The sequence below is a fragment of the Vulgatibacter sp. genome (assembly GCF_041687135.1).
In the GTDB taxonomy this organism is placed as follows: Bacteria; Myxococcota; Myxococcia; order Myxococcales; family Vulgatibacteraceae; genus JAWLCN01.
The window spans coordinates 147,906-168,756 of the sequence record NZ_JAWLCN010000010.1 but is presented as its reverse complement, the minus strand read 5'-3'; the positions used below and the strand labels follow the sequence as shown (position 1 = coordinate 168,756).

Sequence of the window (20,851 nt, the reverse complement as noted above, 5' to 3'; positions counted from 1 at the left end):
TGGGCACTCTGCGAGGAGTCGAATGAACGTCAACCTGCTGATCGATGCGATCACGCGGCAGACCATGGTGCTGGTGGCGCAGCTCGCCACGCAGCACGGCGCGCGGGCCCAGCTCGCCAGCGTCGCCAACCAGGTATTCCTCGACCTGGTCGCGGAGCTGAAGAACCAGGGCCTCGGCCGCAAGGTCATCGCCGACATGTTCGGCCTCTCGCTCCGCACCTACCACGACAAGGTGCAGCGGCTGAGCGAGTCCGCCACCGAGCGCGGCCGCTCGCTCTGGGAAGCGGTGCTGAGCTACCTCGAGGAACGGCAGGTGGCGAGCAGGGCCGAGGTCCTCCAGCGCTTCTGCCGCGACGACGAGGCCTCGGTCCGCGGCGTGCTCCGGGATCTGGTCGAGACCGGGCTGGTCTTCCAGACCGGCCGCGGCGACGCCACCGGCTACCGCGTCGCCTCCGCAGAGGAACTCGGTGCGCTGGGGCGCAAGGCCGATCCGGAAGCAGAGACCGCCTTCCTCTGGGTGCAGGTCCACCACCACGCGCCGATCGGCAGGCCGGCGCTCCGCGAGATCGTCCGCATGGACGGCGCGCAATTCGACGCAGCGATCGATCGCCTGGTCGCCGACGGCAGGGTCACCGAGAGCGACGGGCTGCTCCGGGTCGACGCCTGCGTGATCCCGCTCGGCTCCGCCTTCGGCTGGGAGGCGGCGATCTTCGACCACTACCAGGCCGTGGTGACGCTCATCACCAACAAGCTGCAGCGGCGCGAGCGGCGCGCGCTCCCCGGCGATGCCATCGGGGGAAGCACCTTCCGCTACGACGTCTGGCACGGGCATCCCCTCGAAGAAGAGGTGAGCGGCTTCCTGAGGCGCGTCCGCGAAGAGGGCACGAGGCTGCGCGAGCGCGTCGAAGCCCACGGAAAGCAGGAGACCGGTTCCAACTACCAGGTGGTGTTCTACGTGGGCCAGACGGTCCGCGAGGACGAGGAAGTCGGAGAGTGAGAGCTGCCATGATGCGGTACGTAATTGCGGCATGTGCGCTGGTGACGCTCGGCGCCTGCGGCTTCTCGAGCGAGGCGCCCGGCGGCGAGACCCATTTCATGGAGCCGTGCGAGACGGACGAGACCTGCGGCGAAGGCATGGCCTGCGTCTGCGGCACTTGCACCCTCGGCTGCTTCAGCGACGCGGGCTGCGGCGAGATCGGCGAGGACACCGTCTGCGTGACGGCACAGCTCCCGAAGCTCTACGGCGAGTGCGTGATCGATAGCTTTCGGGCCCCTGGCGTCTGCCTCGCCGCCTGCGAGCAGGACGCCGAATGCCACGTGTGGGGCCTGCCCTACTGCGTCGACGGCGGCTGCGCCACCGAGCTGCCGGAGGCGGTCGAGGTCGTCCCCACCGGCGAGTGGGGACCGACCGCAGGTCCCGTCGGGACCGGCGCGGCGCCCGTCTTCGTCTCCGACCAGGGGCAGCTCTTCCTCGGCAGCCCTGCCCATCTCCTCCGCTCCACCAACGGCGGACGGAATTGGGACGAGGTGGCGAAGGGCCAGGCCATGGACGTCGCCGCCGTCGACGGCGCCCTGGTGGCCCTCTTCACCGATGCCGGCGTCTACCGCTCGGTGGACGGTGGCGCGAGCTGGAGAAGCGCCGCGGGTGTCGGCGCGCCGGGCGAGATCTTCTCCGTGCAGGCAGGCGCCGGCAGGTTCTTCGCCGTCGCCGGCGGCAAGGACGTCGGCGACCGCAGCGCGATCGTCGTCTCGGACGACGCAGGCAGCAGCTGGACCGCCCTCGCGCCGCTTCCCGACAACGAGGCGGTCGGCGAGATCTTCGCGGCGGAGGACGTGCTCCTCGCTACCGGCCTCTACAGCGGCAAGCTCCATCGCTCCACCGACGGCGGCGTCTCCTGGGCCATCGTCGAGGAGGGCCGCGCCGGCTGGGCGACCAGCTTCGCCGCCCACGGTACCGACCTCTTCGCCATGGCCCCCGGCGCTGCGAGCGTCTTCCGCTCCACCGACCGCGGCCTGAGCTGGAGCGAGGTCGTCCTCTCCGCCTTCGACCACACGGGGTTCGGGCTCCCTGCGCTGGTGGGCGCTGGCGACGAGCTCTTTGCCGCCCTCGGGAGCGGCAGCGTCTTTCGCTGGGATCCCGCCCTCGCCCGTTGGGTCGATGCAGGGACCGGCCTGCCCGGCGGGCGGATCACCGCCCTCGCCGGTGGCGCCGCCGGGATCTGGCTCGGTGCCGACGACCTCCTCTTCCGTTGGAGCGCAGGCTCGCGGAAGTGGGAGGCGATCGACCTCACGCTGGTCGAGACCCGCGTGGTTGCGCTGGCCGAGGAGGCCGGGACGCTCCTCGCCTCCAGCGGCAGCGACGCGGTCCACCGCTCCTTCGACGGTGGTGCGACCTGGTCGCGCAGCAGCAAGGGCCTGCCCACCAACGCGCAGGTGAACCAGCTGGCGCTTCACGGCAACACGGCCTTCGCCGCCACTGCGCAGCATGGCCTCTTCACTTCCTTCGACGGCGAGAGCTGGCTCCCCGCCAGCAGCGGCCTGCCCCAGCTCCCCGGCGGCGCCGGGACGCCGGTGCAGGTGAGCGCCTTCGCCTTCAGCGGCGACAGCGCCTGGATCGGCACCACCGACGCGATGGTCGGCGGGACCGTCGGCAGCGGCGTGCTCCGCTCCACCGATGGCGGCGCGAGCTGGGCACCTGCACGCGCCGGCCTGCCGCAGATCGACGAGGCGAGCTACGAGGCGATCCTCGCGCTGCGTGCGAGCGGTGACGTGCTCTACGCCGCTACTTCCGGCGGCGGGCTCTTTGCGAGCAGCGACGGCGGCGAGAGCTGGAAGGCAGCTGCTGCCGGGCTTCCCGCCGGGGCGCAGGTCCGGGCGCTGGCGGAGACCACCGAGGGCGTGGTCGCAGCGGTGGCGGTGGAGGAGGGGGCCTCGACGGCGCTCTACCGCTCCACCGACGAGGGGCAGAGCTGGGCGCTGATCGGCGACGAAGCCGTCTTCGCAGGGAGCGTGCAGGCGCTCGCCTCGCGGGACAACCTGCTCGCGGCGAGCGTCGTCGGCGGCGAGGGGGAGAAGAGCCCGCTCCTCGTCTCGAGCGACGGCGGGGCGACCTGGAAGGTCGGCGGCTCCGAGGCGGCGGTGCTGCCGGGACCGCTCGCCGCGGGGCACGAGGCGATCTTCGTGGGCACCGGGCAGGCGGGCGTGTGGAAGCTCGGCCTGCAGGAGATCGCCGCGGAGCAGTAGCGGCGCTTCGTTCGGTTCTGCCTTGGAGCGGCCCCGCTCGCCTCGTGCGACGCGGGGCCGCTTCGTTTCGAGCTCGGGGGCCGGGCAGGCGGGCAGGGGCCCGCGCTGCGAGGGCCGAGTTCCATCCGCATCGTTACCGCGAGCGCCCGTTGCGGGCGAGGAGGTGGGTGATGCGGCGGAGCACGTGGATCGGTGCGGCGGCGCTCCTGATCGTCTTTCCGGCGAGTGGAGCGCTGGCGCAGGAGGACGGGGCCGCTGTTCCGGAGACGGGGCAGGAGACGGGGCAGATGGCGCCTCCCGCGGCGGACGGCGCGGCGTCGGGAGCCGACGGGGCTGCGGCTGCGGCGCAGGGTGGAGCTGCAGCCGCGGCGGCAGCGAATGGCGATGCAGGGGCGGCGCAGGACGGCGCTGCTGCTGGAGCGGCAGAGGACGGCGCTGCCGGGGCCGAGCAGAACGGCGCCGCCGTCGCAGAGGAGCAGGCGCCGACCGAGGCACCGGCACCGGGGCCCTCCGTCCAGCCGGACTCCGACGCGGGGCAGGTGGCGCAGCCGCAGCGTCCGTTGCGCCTGCGCCGCGGGACCGCAGCGCCTGCCGATCAGGCCTGGCGCGGGCTGCTCAACCCGCAGCTCGACGTGGCCGAGCGCTCGCAGATCGCTGCGGAGCAGCTGGCGGCCGCCGAGCTCTCGCTCGCCCGGAACGACTTCCCCGCGGCGCAGTCCTCGCTCGAGCTCTCCACGCAGACGCTGCAGGCGATCCTCTCCGAGGGCCCCGGCGCTTCGCTGGCGACGCGGCTCGGCGAGACTGCTGCGCGCCTGCAGCTGCCCGAGGGGCAGGTGATGGAGATCGACCCGCTCGTCGAGGAGGTCGAACAGCTCGCCGCGGTGCTTCCCGCCGAGACCCTTACGCTGGTCCGGGACGCGAAGCGGCAGCTCGCAGCGGGTGACGCGGTTTCGGCGACCCGCTCGCTCCTCGGCGCGCGCAACTGGGTGATGGCCGATCTCGGCCTCGATGCCGCCGAAGAGGCCTTCGCCCACGCCCGCGCCGCGCTGGCGGAGCTGGAGGCGGGCAACGCCGGCCTCGCGCGCAACCTGGTGCAGGGCGTCCCCGAACCGATCGCCGAGCTGCGGACCAGCGCGCCGCTGGTGCCCGTGCGGCTGCGCCTCCGGGCTGCGGCGAAGGAGGCGGAGAACCGGAATTGGGCACAGGCGGAGGTGCTCCTCAACGAGGCGGGGAGCGAGCTGCAGTCGCTGCGCGGCGACGCCTCCCCGGTGCTCGGCAGGCGGATCGACGTGCTCTCCAGCCAGCTCACCGCGATGCAGGAGCGCTTCGCCGCAGGGCGCGAGCCGACGCCCCGGCGGATCCGGCAGCTGGCTGCCTCGACGGGCGGTGTGCCCGCGGGGTAGGCGGTCGCGCGGTCCGACAGGGCACGAAGCCCGGGAGCGTCTCGTCCCGGGCTTCCGCCGTCTTCGTTCGTGGGCCGGGCGGATCAGGCGCCGGGCGGCTCACCCAGCACCGGCGCCCTGCACGCCTCGTCGAGGGCGCCGTCCTCGTCGTCGAGGCAGGCATTCACCGATCGGGGCGCCACCTCTTCGAATTGGACCAGCTGCTCGTAGTTCTGGTAGCCGCTGATCAAGATCAGGCCGCCCTCCACCTCCGCCCCCTCGAGATCCACCGGGGCGAACATGCGGGCCGCATCGAAGGCGACGAACCAGCGCTCGTCCTCCGTGAAGCCGAAGGCCCGCTGGCTGCGCAGCAGGATCTCGCGGACGCCCCTGCTGTGGACGATGAAAGGCGTGCCGTCCGCCCTGCTGCCCTCGATGAAGATCGACGCGTCGCCGAGGAGCTCCGCCTCCTCGCTGCGCTCCTCGAGGAAGCTGCCGGGCTGGAGGGAGAGGCGGAGGCCGCAGAAGCGGGTCTTCTTCGCGACCGTGAGCGGGGGGAGGGCCTCGCCGCGGAGCAGGTCGATCGCGCGAGCCCCGTCGATCACCGGTCCATCCACCGCACCCGAGCACGCGCCGTCGGCGATCGCCTCCACCAGCCGGACCTCGTACACGCTGAGGAGCATCCGGCGCAGCGCTGCGCCCTGGGTGAGCGCCTGCTGCCCTTCCGGCAGCGACGCGACGCTCTCCTCGCTCGACCAGGCGCGCAGCTCGACCTCGATCTCCGCGTCGACGTCGGGCACCACCTGGTCCGGGTTGCCGGTCTTCGTGCCGCCGACTCCGCAGCCGGCGAGCCAGACGGCCCCCGCCATGCCCCAGGCGATCGTGGTCTTCTTCATACGTCATCCTCGTTCCGGCGCTGCGAGAGCGGGAAGAGCTGGAAATTGATCTGGATCACCTGCTCCGGATCGCTCTCCAACGCCGAGAGGTCGAGGAGCTCGTCCTGGAAGCGCTGGATCCGCTCCTTGAAGCGCTTGAGCCCGGCCGATCCCAGGCAGAGCGTGAGCGACGAGATCTCCCGATCCTCCTTCGGTAGCTGATCGATCGCTTCCAATGCCCGGGTGATCATCGTGCGGTGGAAGCTGCGAACGTGGATCAGACGCGTCTCGTCGCCGGTGGTGACAAGATCGGCTCCCTGCACCAGCCGCCCCGCCTCGTTGGTGACGAGGAGGCCCAGCTCGCGGAGCTTCTCGAGGGCCATCGTCGCCTCCGCCACCGTGATCACCGGCAGGAGGTTGCGCGCCACCCAGGCGGGATCGTCGCTGAAGTCCTTGCGGGCGGCGAGCTCGCGGATCGCCGGCAGGTACCAGTTGCTGTAGTAGGCGGCCTGCGCCAGCTCGAGTTGGTGCGCCGCGCGGTATTTGCGAAAGGTGGTGAGGCGGCCGAAGCGTTCCGTCCGCTCCACCGTGTCCTTCGCCTGGTTGAAGCCGACCAGCTCGCAGAAGAAGGCAGCCGATTCGCCCTTGAGGCCGCAGGCGTCGGCGAAGCGCTCCGCCATCTGCGCGGTGAGGTTGCGGTCGCCGTCCATCACCAGCTTCAGGTAATTCGGTGAGCCGAGGCCGGCGAGGCGAGAGAAGACGCGGAACGAGAATCCGCGGCCCGTGGCCTTCTTCTCCCGATAGAAGTCGTGGAGATAGGCCCGGTAGTTCATGTAGCCGAAGACGTCGATGGACTGCTTGCCCATGTAGACAGAATCGCTCGCCGGGTATGCACCTGTAAAGTCGCAGCAGCCCGGTATACGCAGCTGCGGCCCGGTGCCGTCCCTGCCTGGCAGGGTGGCATCCGGGCCGCTTCCGTATACGGGCGCAGGATGCGGACTCAGGCCTCCGTGCCGTCGTCGTCTTCGGGGTGCTCGCCGAGGAGGGGGTCCCGGCAGTCGTCGTCCGCGGGACCCTCGTCGTCCTCGCAGGCGTTCGCGCCGCGCTCCACGGCGTCCTCGAACTGCTCGAGGAGGCCGCGGTTGTTGTCCTCGTCGATGCGGATCGTGCCGCCGCTCGGTATCCCGCCGTCGAGATCGACGTTCTCGAACCAGCGCGCCACGTCGAAGGCGAGGTTCCAGCGCACCTCGTCCTGGTCGAAGGAGAAGGAGGTGAAGCCGTCGCCGATCCGGATGTCGCCGATCTCCCGGCTGCGCAGCTCGAAGGGCGTGCCGTCCTGCCGGGCGCCCTCGACCAGGATCTCCGCCTCGCCGAGGAGCGTCCCATGCTCGGAGCCCACGAGATCCTCGCCTTCCTCCAGCTTGAAGCGGACCTGGCAGAAGCGGGTGGCCTTCGCGACCGTGATCGGGGCGAGGTCGTCGCCGCGGATGAGGTCGGTGGTGAAGGCCCGCTCGATCTCCGGGCCGTCGTCCGAGAGCGGGCAGGTGCCGTCGGGCAGCGCCTCGATCAACCGGATCTCCTCGATGCCGAGGATGGCGCGGGTCACCACCACGCCGGTGGTGAGGGCCTGCGCCTGCGGGATGGTGGCGACGTTCTCGTCGCTCGACCAGGCGGTGGTGCGCATCTGCACCGTGGCGGTGGGGTTTCCGATCTTCGTGCCAGAGACCGCCCCGTCACCGCAGCCCGTGACGAGGAGCATCGTGCCTACGATCCAGCTTGCCTGCCTCATCCTGCATCCCCCTCTTCACGGCCCTTCGACAACGGGAAGAGCTGGAAATTGATCTGGATCACCTGCTGCGGATCGCTCTCGAGCGAGGAGAGCTCGAGCAGTTCGTTCTGGAAGCGCTGCAGGCGATCCTTGTAGCGCTTGATCCCCGTAGGCCCAAGGCAGAGGGTGAGCGAGGAGATGTCGCGCTCCTGCCAGGGGATGTCGTCCATCGCCTCGATTCCCCGGGCGATCATCGTGCGGTGGTAGCTGCGCACGTGCATGAGCGAGGTGTCGGCGGCGGTCGAGACCAGCTCCGTCCCCTGCACGACCCTGCCCTCCTCGTCGAGGACGAGGAGCCGCAGCTCGAGGAGCTTCTCCAGCGCCATCGACGCTTCCGCTTCGGTGATCGAGGGGACGAGGGTCTGCGCGATCCAGGCTGCGTCCGCCCGGAAGTCCTTGCGCAGGGCCAGCTCCCGGATCGCCGGCAGGTACCAGTTGGTGCAGTAGGCGGCCTGCGCCACCTCGAGCTGGTGGGCCGCGCGGTATTTCCGGTAGGTGGTGAGCTTGGCGAATTTGTCGCTGCGCTCCGCCAGGTTCTTCGCCTGGTTGAAGCCCACCAGCTCGCAGAAGAACGCAGCCGAATCCCCTTTGAGGCCGCAGGCCGTGGCGAAGCGCTCCGCCATCTCCGGGGTGAGGTTGCGGTCCCCGTCCATCACCAGCTTGAGGTAGTTCGGGGAGCCGAGGCCGGCGCGCATCGAGAAGGCGCGGAAGGAGAAGCCGCGCTTGCCGGCCTTCTTCTCCGCGTAGAAGTCGCGGAGGAAGGACCGATAGTCCATGTAGCCGAAGACGTCGATCGCCTTTGCCATGTTTAACAAGATGGCGGGGAAGGGTGGTTCGTGTCCAGCGAGGGGGAGGCGCCGGACGGTCCGGGTGGCCACATTCGCGTGATGTAAGGCCGCGTAAGGACTGGCGTATTCAGGCTGTATTCGGAAAGGCGCCCGTTGCCTCCCGCCGCCCGCTTTGTATACCGGGCCCGCGCGCTGCCCAGGACCGCGACGAGGCGGGCCCGGGGGCTTCCGCCTCGCTGCGTTTCCCGTTGTCGTTTGGTGCTTCAGGCCCGGGCCGGCTTCGCCTTCTTGCCGCGGACGCGCTCGGGGCGCAGGTCCTTCACCCAGAGGTTCATGTCCTCGAAGGCGCCGTAGATGTCGCAGTTGTTGATCATCCTGCCATTGAACTCGTAGCCGAGCGCGTGGAATGCGGCGTTCATGCCGTAGCTCCTGGCGCGGGCCATGGTGTAGGCGCAGATGTAGCCGTGCTTGCGGAGATCGTTCTCGAGGGCGTGGAGGATCACGCTCATCAGCCCTTTGCCCCGCTCGTCGGGGTGGGTGGCGCAATCGGTGAGCTCCGCGGAGAGATGCGGCCGGTCGAATTCGGCGGACGCCACCGAAACCACCTGGCCACTCTTGTTGCGGATGACGCGGAAGAGCGCGTCGCGGTGGAGGACTGCCGTGAGGTACTCGCGGTAGGTCAGCGGCGAGGGGTAGGTCTTGAAGACGCGGCGGTAGAGGCCGAGCATCCCGTCCACGTCGCGTTCGCGGGCGAAATCGAGGGTGTAGCCCGCGGGGAGCGGCCGCGGCCCCTCGCGCCTGCCGCGGCCGAGGATCTCCTCGATCAGCAGGATCTCCTGCATCAGATCGCGGGAGTGGAGGCGCTGCTGCGAGCAGAACCGCGACATCATGTACGCCGTCCTGCCGCGGTTGGCGTATTTGAGCAGGCCCTCGAGGACGTAGCCGTAGCGGAGGAAGTGCTGCCAATCCTTCTCGTCGGCCTTGATCCAGACCTTGTCGAATTTGTTGGCGTCGGCGAGGAAGCGCAGCTTCGCCACCATCGCGCCGTAGTCCTGGGCGCGGTAGTCCATCACCTTGAGGCGGCGGTTGTAATAATCGAGGAAGAGCTTCACCCGGTAGCCGGGAGCGCTCACCTCGTGCTCGAGGCCGTAGCAGATCCCGAGGACGTCGGTGGTCTGGCCCTCGTCGAGAACGAGCTGCACCCGGCCCATGAGCCGCTTGCCGGTGTGGAGCGGCTTGGGGAGATCGTCCTTGCGCAGCGGGGTGCGATCGGGCGCTGCGGGCGCGGCCTGCGCCGGGGACTGGGCCTCGGCCTTCGCCGCTGGGCGGGGGGCTGCGATCCTGCCGGCGGCGCGGGCGCGGGGCTTGGCCTTGGTGGTGGCCCTGGCCTTCGTGGAGGCCTTCGCTTTCGGCTTCGCCGCGCGGGTGGCGGCCTTCGCCGGTGCCGACTGCTTCGGCGCCGTTGCCTTCGGCTTCGTCGTATGGGCTTCGGTCGTCTCGGGCTGCGCGGCGCGCGCGCGTGCCTGCGTTGCGACGAGCTTCATTTCATCCTCCTCGGGGTCGAGTCGCCGCGCGCATCGAGGAAGCCCTCGAGGAAGGTGCGAACGTTCTCGCCCAGCTGGGAAACCTGGTAGCCACCCTCCTGCACGACCAGCGTGGGAAGGCCGAGCCTGGCGAATCGATCGCCGAGCTCCGCGTAGAAGGGCGTGGTGAGGTCGAATTCGCCGACCGGATCACCGAGCCAGGTATCGAATCCCGCGGAGACGATCAGGCTCCGCGGCGCAAAGGCCTGCAGCGCGGGGACGACGCGCCGCTCGATCTGCCGCCGGTAGGCGGCATCGTCCACACCGGCGGGCATCGGCAGGTTGAGCGTGGTGCCCTTTCCCCGCCCCTCGCCGGTCTCGCCGGCATACCCGCTGAAGTAGGGGTAGAAATCTTCCGGCCGTCCGTGGATCGAGACGAACAGCACGTCGGGATCCTTCCAGAAGATCGCCTGCGTGCCGTTCCCGTGGTGGAAGTCGATGTCGACGATGGCCACGCGGCCTGCGGCGCGGAGCCGGTTCGCGGCAAGCGCCGCGTTGTTGAAATAGCAGTAACCGCCGAAGAGATCGGCTTCTGCGTGGTGGCCGGGCGGCCTGCTGAGCGCATAGACCTCCGACTCCCGGCCGTCCAGCAGGAGCTGCGCTCCCTCCACCGCGCAGGCGGCGGCGAGGCGGGCTGCGTCGTACGACCAGCGGGTCAGGGGCGTGCCCGCGTCGAGGCAGTAGAAGCCGGCGCGCGCCAGGCCCTCCGCCGGGGCGGTGAGCGAGTAGCGCTTCGGAAAGACGTTCGGGTAGTAGGTGCCTTCCCGGATCTGCCCGCAGGCCCGGCGGAGGAAGCGCACCAGCTCCGGCGTGTGGGTGCGCTCGAGCTCTGCCATGGGCAGCGGCTTCTTCGGCGGGGTGATCTCGAAGCGGTGGCAGCGTTCCAGCGCGGTCAGGATTCGCCCGGGGCGCGAGCTGCGCTCGAAATGCTCCACGCGCTTCCCGGAGACCCATTCGAAGCGGGGCCGGTGGCGAAGTTGATCGCGGTGGTAGAGCACCCGCATCCGGCGGGAACGGCTGCTCGTCCGCCGGGCGGTGGGCCGGGACGACATCGTGGCCCACCATAAACACCCGGGCAGGGTGGCACAAGGTTTGTGGTCCAAAGAAGCCGGCGGCGTGCGCACGTGCGTTCGAGGGACTACTTGCTGGGAGAGGCGGCCGGCACGCCGCGCGCGGAGGGAAGGGATGGACGCGAACGTCTTTCGCTGCGAGAGCTGCGGCGCCTTCAACCGGGTGCCAGCGGGGAAGACCGGCGCACCTTCGTGTGGCCGGTGCCACCGGGCCCTCTCCACGAGCGGCGCGCCGCAGGAGGTGGACGAGGCAGGGCTGGTGCGGGCGATCGCGGGATCGCCGGTGCCTTTGCTCGTCGACTTCTGGGCGCCGTGGTGTGGCCCGTGTCGGATGGTGGCGCCCACCGTCGATCGCCTGGCCCGCGATCAGGCGGGGCGGGTGGTGGTCCTCAAGGTGAACACCGAAGCCCATCCCGGCGCCGGGGCGCGGCACGGAGTCCGCGGGATCCCGACGTTTGCCGTCTTCTCCGGTGGCGCCGAGGTCGGGCGCCAGAGCGGCGCGCTGCCGCTGCACATGCTGCAGGCGCTGATCGAGCCGGCGCTGCGGGCGAGCGCGCACCCGTAGCCACGCCTCGCGGGGGCGTTCCTTCCTTGTCGCCTGGCCCTTTCGGCACTATTCCTGCGCGCAGGAGTCCCTGCTCGCCTGTTTGCAGGGGTCGGTGACGGATGGAGCGGATCGGGCTACTCGCAGCGGTACGCAAGACGCCGGAGGTGATCCTCTGGGCGCTGGCGATCTTCGTCTGCGGTGTGGTCGTGCTCCCGGTGCTGCATCTTGCGGGTCACCGCCTCGATCACGTGCACGGGGCAGCTGCTGCCCACCAGCACGCCCACGAGGCGGGGTTGCCGCACGGCGATGCCGAGCACGGCGCGGGCGAGCTGGCCCACTTCGGCCTCGCGCTCCTCGAGGTGGAGCCGCCTGCGCTGCTGCCACCCGAGGCGGCGCAGGAGGCGGCTGCGTTGCTGCCGCCGGCGCGGGCGCCGCAGCGGCGCAGCCTGCTCACGCCGATTCGGCCGGGCGCGCCCTAGCGATTCGGGCGGATCGTCCCATGCGCCGGTAGTCGGCGGTGGGTTCCTCTTCCTCCCAATCGTCCTCGACCCTCGTCGGCCGTGATGGCCTTCGTCCGGGCGTATGCGCAGGTGGATCGCGTGCGCCGGGGGAGTCGTCTCCTTGCGTGTCGTCCTTCTGCTCTGCATCGCGTTGGTCGCCGGGCCTGTCATCGCCGTCGCCGAGGGCGCGCCGCTTCCGCCGCGGCCCGTGGGGCTGCAGGTGGCGCCCTATCCCGCGGGGGCGGACGGCGCTGCTGCCGCCGTGTCACTGGCGCTGGTGATCGACGAGAGGGGCGAGGTGGCGGAGGTGCGGGTGCTGCCGTGCGAGGCGGCGCCTGTTTTCGTGGAGGCGGCGCGGCGCTTCGGCGCGGGGCTGCGCTTCCAGCCGGCGCTGCTTGGCGGCGAGCCGGTGGCGGTGGAGATCGAGTACGTGGTGCGATTCGAGGCGCCCGGCGGCGTCGCGGCGGTCGACGTGGCTGCGGCTGCGGCTGCGGCTGCGGCGGTGCCGGCGCAGGAGGAGGCGCCTTCGGCCACGGACGCAGCGGCGCTTCCCTCCTTCGAGACGGAGGTGGTCGGTGAGGCGCCCGAGCCGGAGCCCGCCGCCGCCGGCGACTTCCGGATCGATCCCCGCCGCTACGCCGCGGTGCCGCGGGCCAGTGCCGAGCAGCTCCTCACGCTTGCTCCCGGCGTGCTGCTGCGCAACCACGCCGGCGTGGGCCACGCCTCCGCCGTCTTCCTGCGGGGCTTCGACGCCGGCGAGGGGCAGGACATCGAGTTCCGTCTCGACGGCGTTCCGCTCAACGAGGTCTCCAACCCCCATGGCCACGGTTATGCGGACACCCACTTCATCCTCCCGGAGCTGGTGGAGGAGGTGCGGGTGATCGAGGGGCCCTTCGATCCCGCGCAGGGCGATTTCGCCGTCGCGGGCAGCGCCCACTACCGGCTCGGCCTGCCGGAGCGCGGGCTCCGGTTGCAGGCGGGCTACGGCTCCTTCGGGGCGCAGGAGATGCTGCTTCTCTGGGGTCCCGAGAGCGCGGAGGATGGCACCTTCGTCGGCGTGCGCGTGCGCCGGGGCGACGGGTTCGGGGTCAACCGCGCCTACTCCGGCGCCACCGCCATGGCGGGCTTCGAGCACCGGCTCTCGCAGCGCTCGCGCCTGCGGCTCGTGGCCCACAGCCACGCCACCCGCTTCGACAGCGCCGGCGTGGTGCGCGTGGACGACCGGGCTGCGGGGCGGCTTCCGTGCGCCGGGGACGCCGACAGCCAGTTCTTCTGCGCGGCCGACGAGAACCAGGGCGGTGCCTCGTCGCGCCACGGGCTCTATGCCGTGCTCGAGCGGACCACGGCCAAGCGGGAGCTGCGGCAGGTGGCCTTCTTCTCCACGAGGCGGCTGCGCCTGCGCGAGGATTTCACCGGGTGGCTGCTCGACGAGGAGGGGCGGGGCGATGGCACCGAGCAGCTCTACGATGCGGTGACCCTCGGCCTCCACGGCAGCCTCGCGCTCCACCACCGCCTGCTCGGCAGGCGGCAGACCCTCACCGTCGGCTACGACGCGCGGCACGACGACGGGAGCGCCACCGTGCGCCGCCTCGCGCGCAGCGGCGGCGTGCCCTATGCCCGGCTCCTCGACAACGAGCTGCGGATCACCCAGCTCGGTGCCTTCGCCTCGCTGCAGCTGCGGCCGCTGGACTGGCTCTCGCTGCAGGGCGGGCTGCGGATCGATTCCTTCACCTTCGACGTGGTCGACCGCAACCGGCCCACCGAGACCCGTGCCGGGCCCCGGGAGCCCACCGAATCCTACGATGCGGGCGGCCTCGCGACGCAGCCGCGGGTGTCGGGGCGGATCACGCTGGTGGAGGGGCTCGACTGGCTCGCCGCCTTCGGGATCGGCGTGCGGTCGTCCGAGGCGGCGGCGCTCTCCGCTGGTGAGTTCGCTCCCTTTGCGCGGGTGCGCGCGGCGGAGACCGGCCTCGCGTGGGCGGGGGAGGGGCCCTTCGAGCACGGGCTGCGCCTGGTCGGCTTCCTTACCCACGTGGATCGCGATCTGGTGTTCGACGAGCGCCTGGCTCGCAACGTCTTCCTGGGGAGTTCTACCCGGCACGGCGCGCTCCTCGTTGCCGAGGCAGCGCCCTTTACCGGGATGGCGGTGCAGGGGAGCGTCACCTGGTCCGAGGCCCACCTCACGCCGGAGGGGGCAGGGTTCTTCTCCGCGGGCGAGGGGCCGCGGCTTCCCTACGTGCCGCGTTGGTCGGGGCGGCTCGACGCGAGCATCGGCGGCGCGCTGCCCTCCTTTGGCGTGGCAGAGCTGTTGCCGGCCCGGGCGGGACTCGGCGTCACCTGGGTGGGCGCCCGGCCGCTGCCCAACGAGCAATTCGGCGATCCGTACGTCATGGTGGACGTCGGCGGACATGTCCGTTGGGGGCTGGTGGAGATGGGGCTGTCGATCGAGAACCTCCTCGACGCCCGCTACCGCCAGGCGGAGTTCGCCTATCCGTCCAACTTTGCCGGACCGGCAGCGGTGCCGTCGCGGATCGCGGCGCTCCACTACGCGGCGGCGCCGCCGCGGATGCTGCTGGCTACCGTCGCGTTGATCCTCGATCCCGATCCCGATCCGGATGCTGCGGAGTTGCCATGAAACGCCTGCTATTGCCTGGGCTCCTCGTGCTGGTTGCCGCCTGCGGTGTCGAGAGCGGCACCGGTGAGGAGGCCGTGCCGTTCACGCTCGTCATAGCAGCGGATCCTGCGGGACAGAGCTTCACCACCAGGGCTGGCTGGCAGGTCGAGTTGGAGGAGGCCCATCTGGCGGTGGGACCGCTGGCGCTCTTCACCAACGCCGCACCGACGGCGTCGTTCTGGCAGCGCGTGCGCGGGCTCGTGATGCCCGTCGCCCATGCGCACGCGGGCTTCGACGAGTACGACGGCGGGGCGGTGCGGGGGGAGCTGCTCGAACCGGTGGCGATCGATCTCCTCGACACCGGGGGCCGGCGGTTCGAGCTCACGGGGATCGCTGGACCGGTGCGCTCGGCGTCCCTCGAACTGCAGCCCGTGGAGGATGCCGCCCTGCGGGGCGCACAGGCCTGGGTCCGCGGTACCGCGACGAGGGGCGCGGAAGTGGTGCGCTTCGAGGGCGGGCTCGTGTTGCCGGCTGATCGGAAGAGCCGGCGCGTGAGCGGGATCCCGGCGCAGCTGGTGTTGGGCGAGGGGAGCGAGGTGCTGCTCGAAGTCCACCCGCAGCGCTGGTTCGACGACGCGGATTTCGGGTCGCTGCCCGAGGCCGAGGAGGACGGGGTGCGTGGGATCGATCCGGCAGGGCAGGTTCACGCCGCCTGGCGTCTCGGCGCCCGTGCGTACGGTGCGTTCACCGTCCAGTGAGTCCATCTGGTTGGTTCGTTCCCGAGGGGAAGCAGGAGTATTCGATGAGGCTGCAGTTCCGTTCCTTTGCTTCTAGCGTTCTCGCCCTCTCGCTCGCTGCCTGCGGCACCGAGGACGAAGGTGGTAGCGGCGAGCTCATGCTCTCGCTGAGCGGGGAGGAGGCGGCGCAGACCGGCTTCCCCGTCCCGGGCTCCGACGAGCTCGTCTTCGCCGATGGCTGGTCGGTTCGCTTCGAGAAATACCTCGTCGGCATCGGGCGGGTGCGGGTGGCTGGCGCCGACGGAAACGGCGCGGTTGCCGACGATGAGGTCGTCGTCGCCGACCTCACCGCAGGCGAGCAGGAGGTCTTTCGCTTCGAAGGGCTGGGCGCACGGCGCTGGGAGCGCTTCGGCTACGACATCGTCGCGCCGACCGCTACTGCGCGGGCCGTGGGCACCGTCGATGCCGCCGACGTCCAGCGGATGATTGATGGCGGTTTCAACTACTGGATCGAAGGCACCGCCTCCCGCGGCGACGTGCACATCACCTTCGCGTGGGGCCTCGCCGCCCCGACCGCCAACGACGACTGCGTCAACAGCGCCGACGACTCACCGGGCGTGGTCGTCCGCAACAACGGCACCGCCGCCTACCAGATCACCCTCCACCTCGACCACCTCTTCTACGACACCCTCGGTTCCCACGCCGGCGTCGAACTGCGCTTCGATGCCATTGCTGCCGTCGCGGACGATGGCGTCGTCGCCTGGGAAGATCTCACGGCGCAGCGCCTCGCCGATCTCCGCGACACCAGCGGCGGGCCGCTCCTCGACGAGCAAGGAAACCGGATCGTCTACGATCCCGAGAGCGTGCCGCTGGGCGACGCCAACCTGCAGGCCTACCTGCTCGCCGCCTCGCGCTCCCAGGGCCGCTTCAACGGCGAGGGTACCTGTGTGAACCGGGGCCTGTAGCCCGCCTACGCCGCACGGCAGCCGCTCCCACGTGGGACCGGCGAGACCCGGTAGACCGCCGCCTCCTCCCGCACCACGGATGGCGCGGTTCCCACCCGGCTCAGCCGCACCGCCTCCTTCGTAAGCGCCTCGGCAGTTGACCCACTGCCGAGCCGCTTCCGTGCCGCCTTGAGCAGCCGCCGGGAGACCCTCTCCCCGAACCTGAGCGCGCGCAGGGCGCTGAATGCCGCCGCGTTCGCGGCCAGATCCGACGGCAGCAGCACCGTGCCGTACGTCCGCCCATCCGCATGGCCGAACAGGAGCTCGCCCGACGGCTGCCGCTCGATGAATAGGTAGCCGTCGTGCAGCAGCTTGTGGTGTGTCCCGCAGAGCACCAACAGGTTGTCCGGCTCGTTGCTCCCGCCGTCCACCCGTAGCTCGATGTGGTGGATCTCGATGAACCGCCGGTGGTTGCACCCCGGCACCCGGCACGCCGCCTTGTCCCGCCGCATCACCTTCCTCGCCGTCTCCGGCGGGATCTGCCGGTTGTTCGGCTGCGGCGCCGGTCCCACGTGGGACGCAAGGAGCGGCGGGAGCCCCTCCGTGCTGACCTGCGCCGCCAGCTTCTCGCAAGCTGGATCGACGAAGCCGATACACTCCGCATCGCATAGCGCCCGCTCGACCACCGCGTTGGGTACCGGCGCCTCCAGCCCAGCCGCGTTCTGGAACCCGCGCTGGCAGCAGACGCATACGGTCAGCGCCAACTGGCACGCCGGCCTGGCAGAGACCTTCCCCGGGTCACCCTCGCTACCGCCTCCTCCACTTGCCATGGCCACCTTCGCGAGATGGAGCAGCACCTGCTCCTCCGTCAGCGACGGGTCGACCTCCCGCCGCACCCAGTCTGCCGCCTGGCGGTAGGTCGCCGCAGTTTCCGCCCCCAGCTCGAAGCGGAACGTCTCCCGCGAGAGCGAGGGATCCCGCGGATCGTCCGGCCCGTCCCCGGGCCGCCGTCCTCGCATCTCGTGCTCGAGCTGGCGGACCGACAGCTCCCTGGCCCGCTCGATCCACCCCGCCTCGTTCTCCGGCGTGGCGATCCGCGTGAGCTCCCGCGCCTTCGACCAGGCCAGTTCCCCGGCCCCGATCGCCGCCGCCATTCTCGGCAGCGACTCGAGCGCCCGGGCCACCCGGAGCCGCTCGGTCACCGTATGGCCGCCCCACCCGAGGAGCTTGTCCGCCAGCTCGTAGACCGACGCCGCTCCCGCCAGCCCATGGGCCTTCGTGCGCTGCGCCGCGAGCAGCCACCGCCCCACCTCGACGTCCCGCGCACCCTCCTCCCGCCCGAACCGCTGCAGCCACTCGATGATCGCTTCCCGATCCCCCAGCTTCTCCGCCTCGAACGCGTCCATGCCCGCCCCCGTCAAAGGAAGACGAGAGGAAGCCTGCCACGCACCCCTGACATTCACCCCGCGAGCGCGAGCGACGTCGTGTCGGCGTGCAGGCCGCAAGCCCCGACGGAGCTTTGCGGCACCTGCGCCCCGATGCCCAATTTGCACGGGTCGCCTGGCGCCGCATGATTGCCTTCCTGCACGATAACCGCACCGATGCGGCCCATCTGATCCGCCACAGCCGGCGCGCCAGGCGCTTGCGACTCGCCGTACCGGCTCTCCAGGGCGACCGCCACCTCGCCCGCCGCTACGAGCAGATCGCCCACGCCTGGCCCGGCATCGTCGCCGCCAGCGCAGATCCCCGCAGCGGCCGGATGCTCCTCGAGTACGCCCCCGGTGCGCCCCTGCTGTGCGACCTCGACGAGCGCAACGCCCCGCCCCCACCCCGCAGCACCTTCGCCCCCCGTGTCGTGCAGGTGCGTGACCGTTGGCACACCCGCCCCGTCGAGGAGATCGTAGCCCAGCTCGCCACCGCCCCCGACGGTCTCACCGTCCGTGAGGCCGCCCGCCGGCTGCGCCTCTACGGCCACAACCTCGCCGAGCCGCCCGACCCGCGCTCGCGCCTCGGCATCCTCGCAGCCCAGCTCACCAACGCCCCGATGGCGATGCTCCTCGGCTCCGCCGGCGTCTCGCTCCTGCTCGCCGACCTGGTCGAATCCAGCGCCATCCTCGTCGTCGTCGGTCTCAATGCCGGCATCGGCTACCACATCGAGCACCGCAACCAGCAGGTCCTCACCTCCTGGCGCAAACTCGAGGCGGGCCTCGCCCAGGTGGTGCGCGGCGGCGCCCTCCAGCACCTCCCCGCCACCGAGCTCGTCCCCGGTGACGTGATCCTCGTCCGCGCCGGCGACATCCTCCCGGCAGACGCCCGCGTCATCGACGCCCACCGCCTCTCCGCCGACGAGGCGCCGCTCACCGGCGAGAGCGAGCCGCAGCACAAGCAACCCGACCCCGTCCCACCCGACGCCGCCCTCGCCGAACGGACCTCGATGCTCTACGCCGGCACCAGCCTCGTCGGCGGACACGGGCGCGCCATCGTCGTGGCCACCGGCAGCGCCACCGAGGTCGCCCACGTCCGGGCGCTGGTGGAGGCCGCCGCCGCGCCCCCACCGCCCCTCGCCGAGCGGATGCAGCGCCTCGGACGCCGCGTCGCCGCGATCTCCGTCGGCGCCGCCGGCGTCGCCACCGCGGCGAGCGTCCTCCACGGCAAGCCCACCCGCCAGGTTCTCAAGGGCGCCGTGGCCCTCGCCGTCGCGGCGCTTCCCGAGGGCCTGCCCCTCGTCGCCACCTCGGCCCTCGTGCGCTCGATGCAGCGGCTCCACGAGCAGGGCATGGTCGTCCGCCGTGTCGCCGCCGCGGAGGCGCTGGGCGGAGTCACGGTAATCTGCGCCGACAAGACCGGAACCCTCACCTGCAACGACATGCGTCTCGAGATCCTCGAGGCCGCAGGTCGCTCCTACCCGCGCGAAGTGCTCAGCGCGGACCGCGCCAGGCTCTTCGTCGATCCCGTCACCACCGCCCTCGCCGCCGGCCTGCTGAACAGCGACGTCGACGTGCTCGCCGGAGGCCGCGCAGCGCACCTCGCCATCTCCGGCAGCGCCACCGAGCGCGCCCTCGTCGACGCCGCCCACGCAGCAGGCCTCGACGGCGCCGAGCTCCGGCGCTCCTTCCCGCGCCTCCACCTCTACGAGCGGCGCCAGGGCGTCCACTACGTGCGCAGCGTCCACCGCACGCCCGAGGGCGGCCACGTGGCCTTCGTGAAGGGCGCGCCCGAGCAGGTCCTCGCCCTCTGCACCTCCTCCCCCGCCGCGCGGCGCGCGATCCTCGCCCGCAACGACGCGCTCGCTGCAGCGGGCCTGCGCGTCCTCGGCTTCGGCTGGCGGCCCCTCGACGATCGCAGCGAAGAGCCCACCGGCGGCTTCAACTTCCTCGGCCTCGCCGCCCTCCGCGATCCGCTCCGCGAAGGCGCCGCCGAAGCCATCGAGCGCGCCCGCGCCGCGGGCATCCGCACCGTGATCCTCACCGGCGATCAGCGCCGCACCGCAGCAGCGGTCGCCCGCGAGCTCGGCCTCAAGGGCGAGACCCTCGTCGCAGCGGACGTGGTCGGGCTCTCCCCCGATGCCCTGACCCGGAGGCTCGCCGCGACCGCCGTCCTCGCCCGCGTCACCCCCGAGGACAAGCTCGCGATCGTCCGCGCCCTGCGCGCGAGCGGCGAGGTGGTCGCCATGGCCGGCGACGGCATCAACGACGCACCCGCCCTCAAGGCGGCGGACGTGGGCATCGCCGTCGGCGCAAGCGCCACCGATCTCGCCCGGCAGGTGGCGGACGTGGTCATGGCAGGCGAGGACCTCCGCAGCATCCTCGCCGCGGTGGGGGAGGGGCGCGTCGTGCAGGACAACCTGCGCCGCGCCCTGCGCTTCCTCTTCGCCACCAACCTCTCGGAGATGGCGCTGGTCCTCGGCGCCGCGATCACGGGTGCCCGCGACCCGCTCACGCCGATGCAGCTGCTCTGGATCAACCTGCTCACCGACACGCTGCCGGGCCTCGCCCTCGCCCTCGAGCCCGGCGAGCCCGATGTCCTCGACAGGCCGCCGGCGCCGCCGGGTGACGATCTCCTCGCCGCTCCCGAATTGCAGCGGGTGGGCAGGGACGCGCTCCTCCTCGCCGGTGTCGGCGCAGCAGGCCTCGCCATCGGCGGCCCCACACTCGCTTTCTCCACGCTCACCGCGGCGCAGCTCTCCTACGCCGGGATCTGCCGGGCACCGCAGCGCCTCCACGGCGAGGAGCGCCGCGCCGCCGACCGCCGCTTCGCGGGGCTGCTCGGCGGCGGCGCCGGCCTGCAATTCCTTGCGCTCACCCTGCCGCCGCTGCGCGCCCTGCTCGGGATCAAGGGCCCAACACCCCTCGTCCTCGGCGGCTTCTTCACCGGCCTCGCGCTGCCCTGGGCCTTCAGCCGCAAGTCCGCGATGCACGTCGTCACCAGGCGCGGCAGTCCCCAACGCACGGAGTCGCTCGCATGAATTTCCACCTTCCCTCCTTCCTCCTCGGCTACGGCGCTGGCGCGAGCTCGGTGCTCCTCGCCAGACAGCTCCGCCCCGTCCTCCTCGAGGTCGCCACCGTCGCCTACCGCTTCGTCGACGCGGTAGCGGCGAAGGCGGCGATCAAGCAGGAGGACCTCGAGGACCTCTTCGCCGAAGCCCGCGCCCGCGCCCGCGCCCGCGACCGGACCCACCCCAGCAGCGGCGCCGACGGGAAGGCGAAGCCCCACCACGCATCGCACCACCACTAGGAAGGC

17 protein-coding genes are annotated in these 20,851 nt (G+C 71.5%); 10 read left to right on the top strand and 7 right to left on the bottom strand.

What is annotated here, in order from left to right:
* Nucleotides 1-22: 22 nt before the first annotated feature.
* The 3 genes from ACESMR_RS19715 (at nucleotide 23) to ACESMR_RS19705 (ending at nucleotide 4,646) form a co-directional block, all read left to right on the top strand.
* A complete protein-coding gene (locus ACESMR_RS19715; protein WP_373048833.1) occupies nucleotides 23-997 on the top strand; it encodes a hypothetical protein in 975 nt (324 codons plus the stop codon).
* An 11-nt stretch (nucleotides 998-1,008) separates the two neighbouring features.
* Nucleotides 1,009-3,243 carry a WD40/YVTN/BNR-like repeat-containing protein gene (locus ACESMR_RS19710; protein WP_373048832.1) on the top strand — a complete coding sequence of 745 codons (2,235 nt, stop codon included), beginning with the start codon at nucleotides 1,009-1,011 and terminating at the stop codon, nucleotides 3,241-3,243.
* 170 nt (nucleotides 3,244-3,413) lie between these two features.
* Nucleotides 3,414-4,646, top strand: coding sequence for a hypothetical protein (locus ACESMR_RS19705; RefSeq protein WP_373048831.1), 1,233 nt, complete (start codon nucleotides 3,414-3,416; stop codon nucleotides 4,644-4,646).
* Between the two features lie 83 nt (nucleotides 4,647-4,729).
* Here ACESMR_RS19705 and ACESMR_RS19700 read toward each other — a convergent pair whose 3' ends face one another.
* The 6 genes from ACESMR_RS19700 to ACESMR_RS19675 form a co-directional block, all read right to left on the bottom strand.
* On the bottom strand, nucleotides 4,730-5,521 hold the full coding sequence (locus tag ACESMR_RS19700) for a hypothetical protein (protein WP_373048830.1): 792 nt from the start codon (nucleotides 5,519-5,521) through the stop codon (nucleotides 4,730-4,732).
* Nucleotides 5,518-6,366 carry a TIGR02147 family protein gene (locus ACESMR_RS19695; RefSeq protein WP_373048829.1) on the bottom strand — a complete coding sequence of 283 codons (849 nt, stop codon included), beginning with the start codon at nucleotides 6,364-6,366 and terminating at the stop codon, nucleotides 5,518-5,520. The genes ACESMR_RS19700 and ACESMR_RS19695 overlap by 4 nt, the downstream gene beginning before the upstream one ends.
* A 134-nt stretch (nucleotides 6,367-6,500) precedes the next feature.
* A complete protein-coding gene (locus ACESMR_RS19690) occupies nucleotides 6,501-7,289 on the bottom strand; it encodes a hypothetical protein (RefSeq protein WP_373048828.1) in 789 nt (262 codons plus the stop codon).
* Nucleotides 7,286-8,134 (bottom strand): TIGR02147 family protein, encoded by an 849-nt coding sequence (locus ACESMR_RS19685; protein ID WP_373048827.1) that lies wholly within the window; start codon nucleotides 8,132-8,134, stop codon nucleotides 7,286-7,288. Before ACESMR_RS19685 ends, ACESMR_RS19690 begins: the two co-directional genes overlap by 4 nt.
* Nucleotides 8,135-8,379: 245 nt before the next feature.
* Nucleotides 8,380-9,660, bottom strand: coding sequence for a putative beta-lysine N-acetyltransferase (gene ablB, locus ACESMR_RS19680; RefSeq protein WP_373048826.1), 1,281 nt, complete (start codon nucleotides 9,658-9,660; stop codon nucleotides 8,380-8,382).
* Complete coding sequence (locus tag ACESMR_RS19675; protein ID WP_373048825.1) at nucleotides 9,657-10,751, bottom strand: histone deacetylase family protein; 1,095 nt, start codon at nucleotides 10,749-10,751, stop codon at nucleotides 9,657-9,659. Before ACESMR_RS19675 ends, ablB begins: the two co-directional genes overlap by 4 nt.
* A gap of 133 nt (nucleotides 10,752-10,884) precedes the next feature.
* Here ACESMR_RS19675 and ACESMR_RS19670 point away from each other — a divergent pair, with 133 nt between their 5' ends.
* From ACESMR_RS19670 to ACESMR_RS19650, 5 genes are all read left to right on the top strand, one after another.
* Nucleotides 10,885-11,334: a thioredoxin family protein gene (locus tag ACESMR_RS19670; protein WP_373048824.1), complete on the top strand. Its 450-nt coding sequence runs from the start codon at nucleotides 10,885-10,887 to the stop codon at nucleotides 11,332-11,334.
* A gap of 101 nt (nucleotides 11,335-11,435) precedes the next feature.
* Complete coding sequence (locus tag ACESMR_RS19665; protein WP_373048823.1) at nucleotides 11,436-11,795, top strand: hypothetical protein; 360 nt, start codon at nucleotides 11,436-11,438, stop codon at nucleotides 11,793-11,795.
* Between the two features lie 142 nt (nucleotides 11,796-11,937).
* A complete protein-coding gene (locus ACESMR_RS19660) occupies nucleotides 11,938-14,451 on the top strand; it encodes a TonB-dependent receptor domain-containing protein (RefSeq protein ID WP_373048822.1) in 2,514 nt (837 codons plus the stop codon).
* Nucleotides 14,448-15,188, top strand: coding sequence for a hypothetical protein (locus tag ACESMR_RS19655; protein WP_373048821.1), 741 nt, complete (start codon nucleotides 14,448-14,450; stop codon nucleotides 15,186-15,188). Before ACESMR_RS19660 ends, ACESMR_RS19655 begins: the two co-directional genes overlap by 4 nt.
* Nucleotides 15,189-15,232: 44 nt before the next feature.
* A complete protein-coding gene (locus ACESMR_RS19650) occupies nucleotides 15,233-16,132 on the top strand; it encodes a hypothetical protein (RefSeq protein WP_373048820.1) in 900 nt (299 codons plus the stop codon).
* A 5-nt stretch (nucleotides 16,133-16,137) separates the two neighbouring features.
* Here ACESMR_RS19650 and ACESMR_RS19645 read toward each other — a convergent pair whose 3' ends face one another.
* Nucleotides 16,138-17,517, bottom strand: coding sequence for an HNH endonuclease signature motif containing protein (locus ACESMR_RS19645; RefSeq protein WP_373048819.1), 1,380 nt, complete (start codon nucleotides 17,515-17,517; stop codon nucleotides 16,138-16,140).
* 164 nt (nucleotides 17,518-17,681) lie between these two features.
* Between ACESMR_RS19645 and ACESMR_RS19640 the strand changes: the two genes are divergently transcribed.
* Both ACESMR_RS19640 and ACESMR_RS19635 read left to right on the top strand, forming a co-directional pair.
* The gene (locus tag ACESMR_RS19640; RefSeq protein WP_373048818.1) at nucleotides 17,682-20,576 is read left to right on the top strand and encodes a cation-translocating P-type ATPase; all 2,895 of its coding nucleotides are present in this window, start codon (nucleotides 17,682-17,684) and stop codon (nucleotides 20,574-20,576) included.
* Complete coding sequence (locus tag ACESMR_RS19635) at nucleotides 20,573-20,845, top strand: hypothetical protein (RefSeq protein ID WP_373048817.1); 273 nt, start codon at nucleotides 20,573-20,575, stop codon at nucleotides 20,843-20,845. Before ACESMR_RS19640 ends, ACESMR_RS19635 begins: the two co-directional genes overlap by 4 nt.
* Nucleotides 20,846-20,851: the final 6 nt, after the last annotated feature.

Excerpts from the sequence above, each read along its gene's own strand:
- ACESMR_RS19715 (WP_373048833.1), top strand. The coding sequence starts at position 23 with ATGAACGTCAACCTGCTGATCGATGCGATCACGCGGCAGACCATGGTG.
- ACESMR_RS19710 (WP_373048832.1), top strand. The coding sequence starts at position 1,009 with ATGCGGTACGTAATTGCGGCATGTGCGCTGGTGACGCTCGGCGCCTGC.
- ACESMR_RS19705 (WP_373048831.1), top strand. The coding sequence starts at position 3,414 with ATGCGGCGGAGCACGTGGATCGGTGCGGCGGCGCTCCTGATCGTCTTT.
- ACESMR_RS19700 (WP_373048830.1), bottom strand. The coding sequence starts at position 5,521 with ATGAAGAAGACCACGATCGCCTGGGGCATGGCGGGGGCCGTCTGGCTC.
- ACESMR_RS19695 (WP_373048829.1), bottom strand. The coding sequence starts at position 6,366 with ATGGGCAAGCAGTCCATCGACGTCTTCGGCTACATGAACTACCGGGCC.
- ACESMR_RS19690 (WP_373048828.1), bottom strand. The coding sequence starts at position 7,289 with ATGAGGCAGGCAAGCTGGATCGTAGGCACGATGCTCCTCGTCACGGGC.
- ACESMR_RS19685 (WP_373048827.1), bottom strand. The coding sequence starts at position 8,134 with ATGGCAAAGGCGATCGACGTCTTCGGCTACATGGACTATCGGTCCTTC.
- ablB (WP_373048826.1), bottom strand. The coding sequence starts at position 9,660 with ATGAAGCTCGTCGCAACGCAGGCACGCGCGCGCGCCGCGCAGCCCGAG.
- ACESMR_RS19675 (WP_373048825.1), bottom strand. The coding sequence starts at position 10,751 with ATGTCGTCCCGGCCCACCGCCCGGCGGACGAGCAGCCGTTCCCGCCGG.
- ACESMR_RS19670 (WP_373048824.1), top strand. The coding sequence starts at position 10,885 with ATGGACGCGAACGTCTTTCGCTGCGAGAGCTGCGGCGCCTTCAACCGG.
- ACESMR_RS19665 (WP_373048823.1), top strand. The coding sequence starts at position 11,436 with ATGGAGCGGATCGGGCTACTCGCAGCGGTACGCAAGACGCCGGAGGTG.
- ACESMR_RS19655 (WP_373048821.1), top strand. The coding sequence starts at position 14,448 with ATGAAACGCCTGCTATTGCCTGGGCTCCTCGTGCTGGTTGCCGCCTGC.
- ACESMR_RS19650 (WP_373048820.1), top strand. The coding sequence starts at position 15,233 with ATGAGGCTGCAGTTCCGTTCCTTTGCTTCTAGCGTTCTCGCCCTCTCG.
- ACESMR_RS19645 (WP_373048819.1), bottom strand. The coding sequence starts at position 17,517 with ATGGACGCGTTCGAGGCGGAGAAGCTGGGGGATCGGGAAGCGATCATC.
- ACESMR_RS19640 (WP_373048818.1), top strand. The coding sequence starts at position 17,682 with ATGATTGCCTTCCTGCACGATAACCGCACCGATGCGGCCCATCTGATC.
- ACESMR_RS19635 (WP_373048817.1), top strand. The coding sequence starts at position 20,573 with ATGAATTTCCACCTTCCCTCCTTCCTCCTCGGCTACGGCGCTGGCGCG.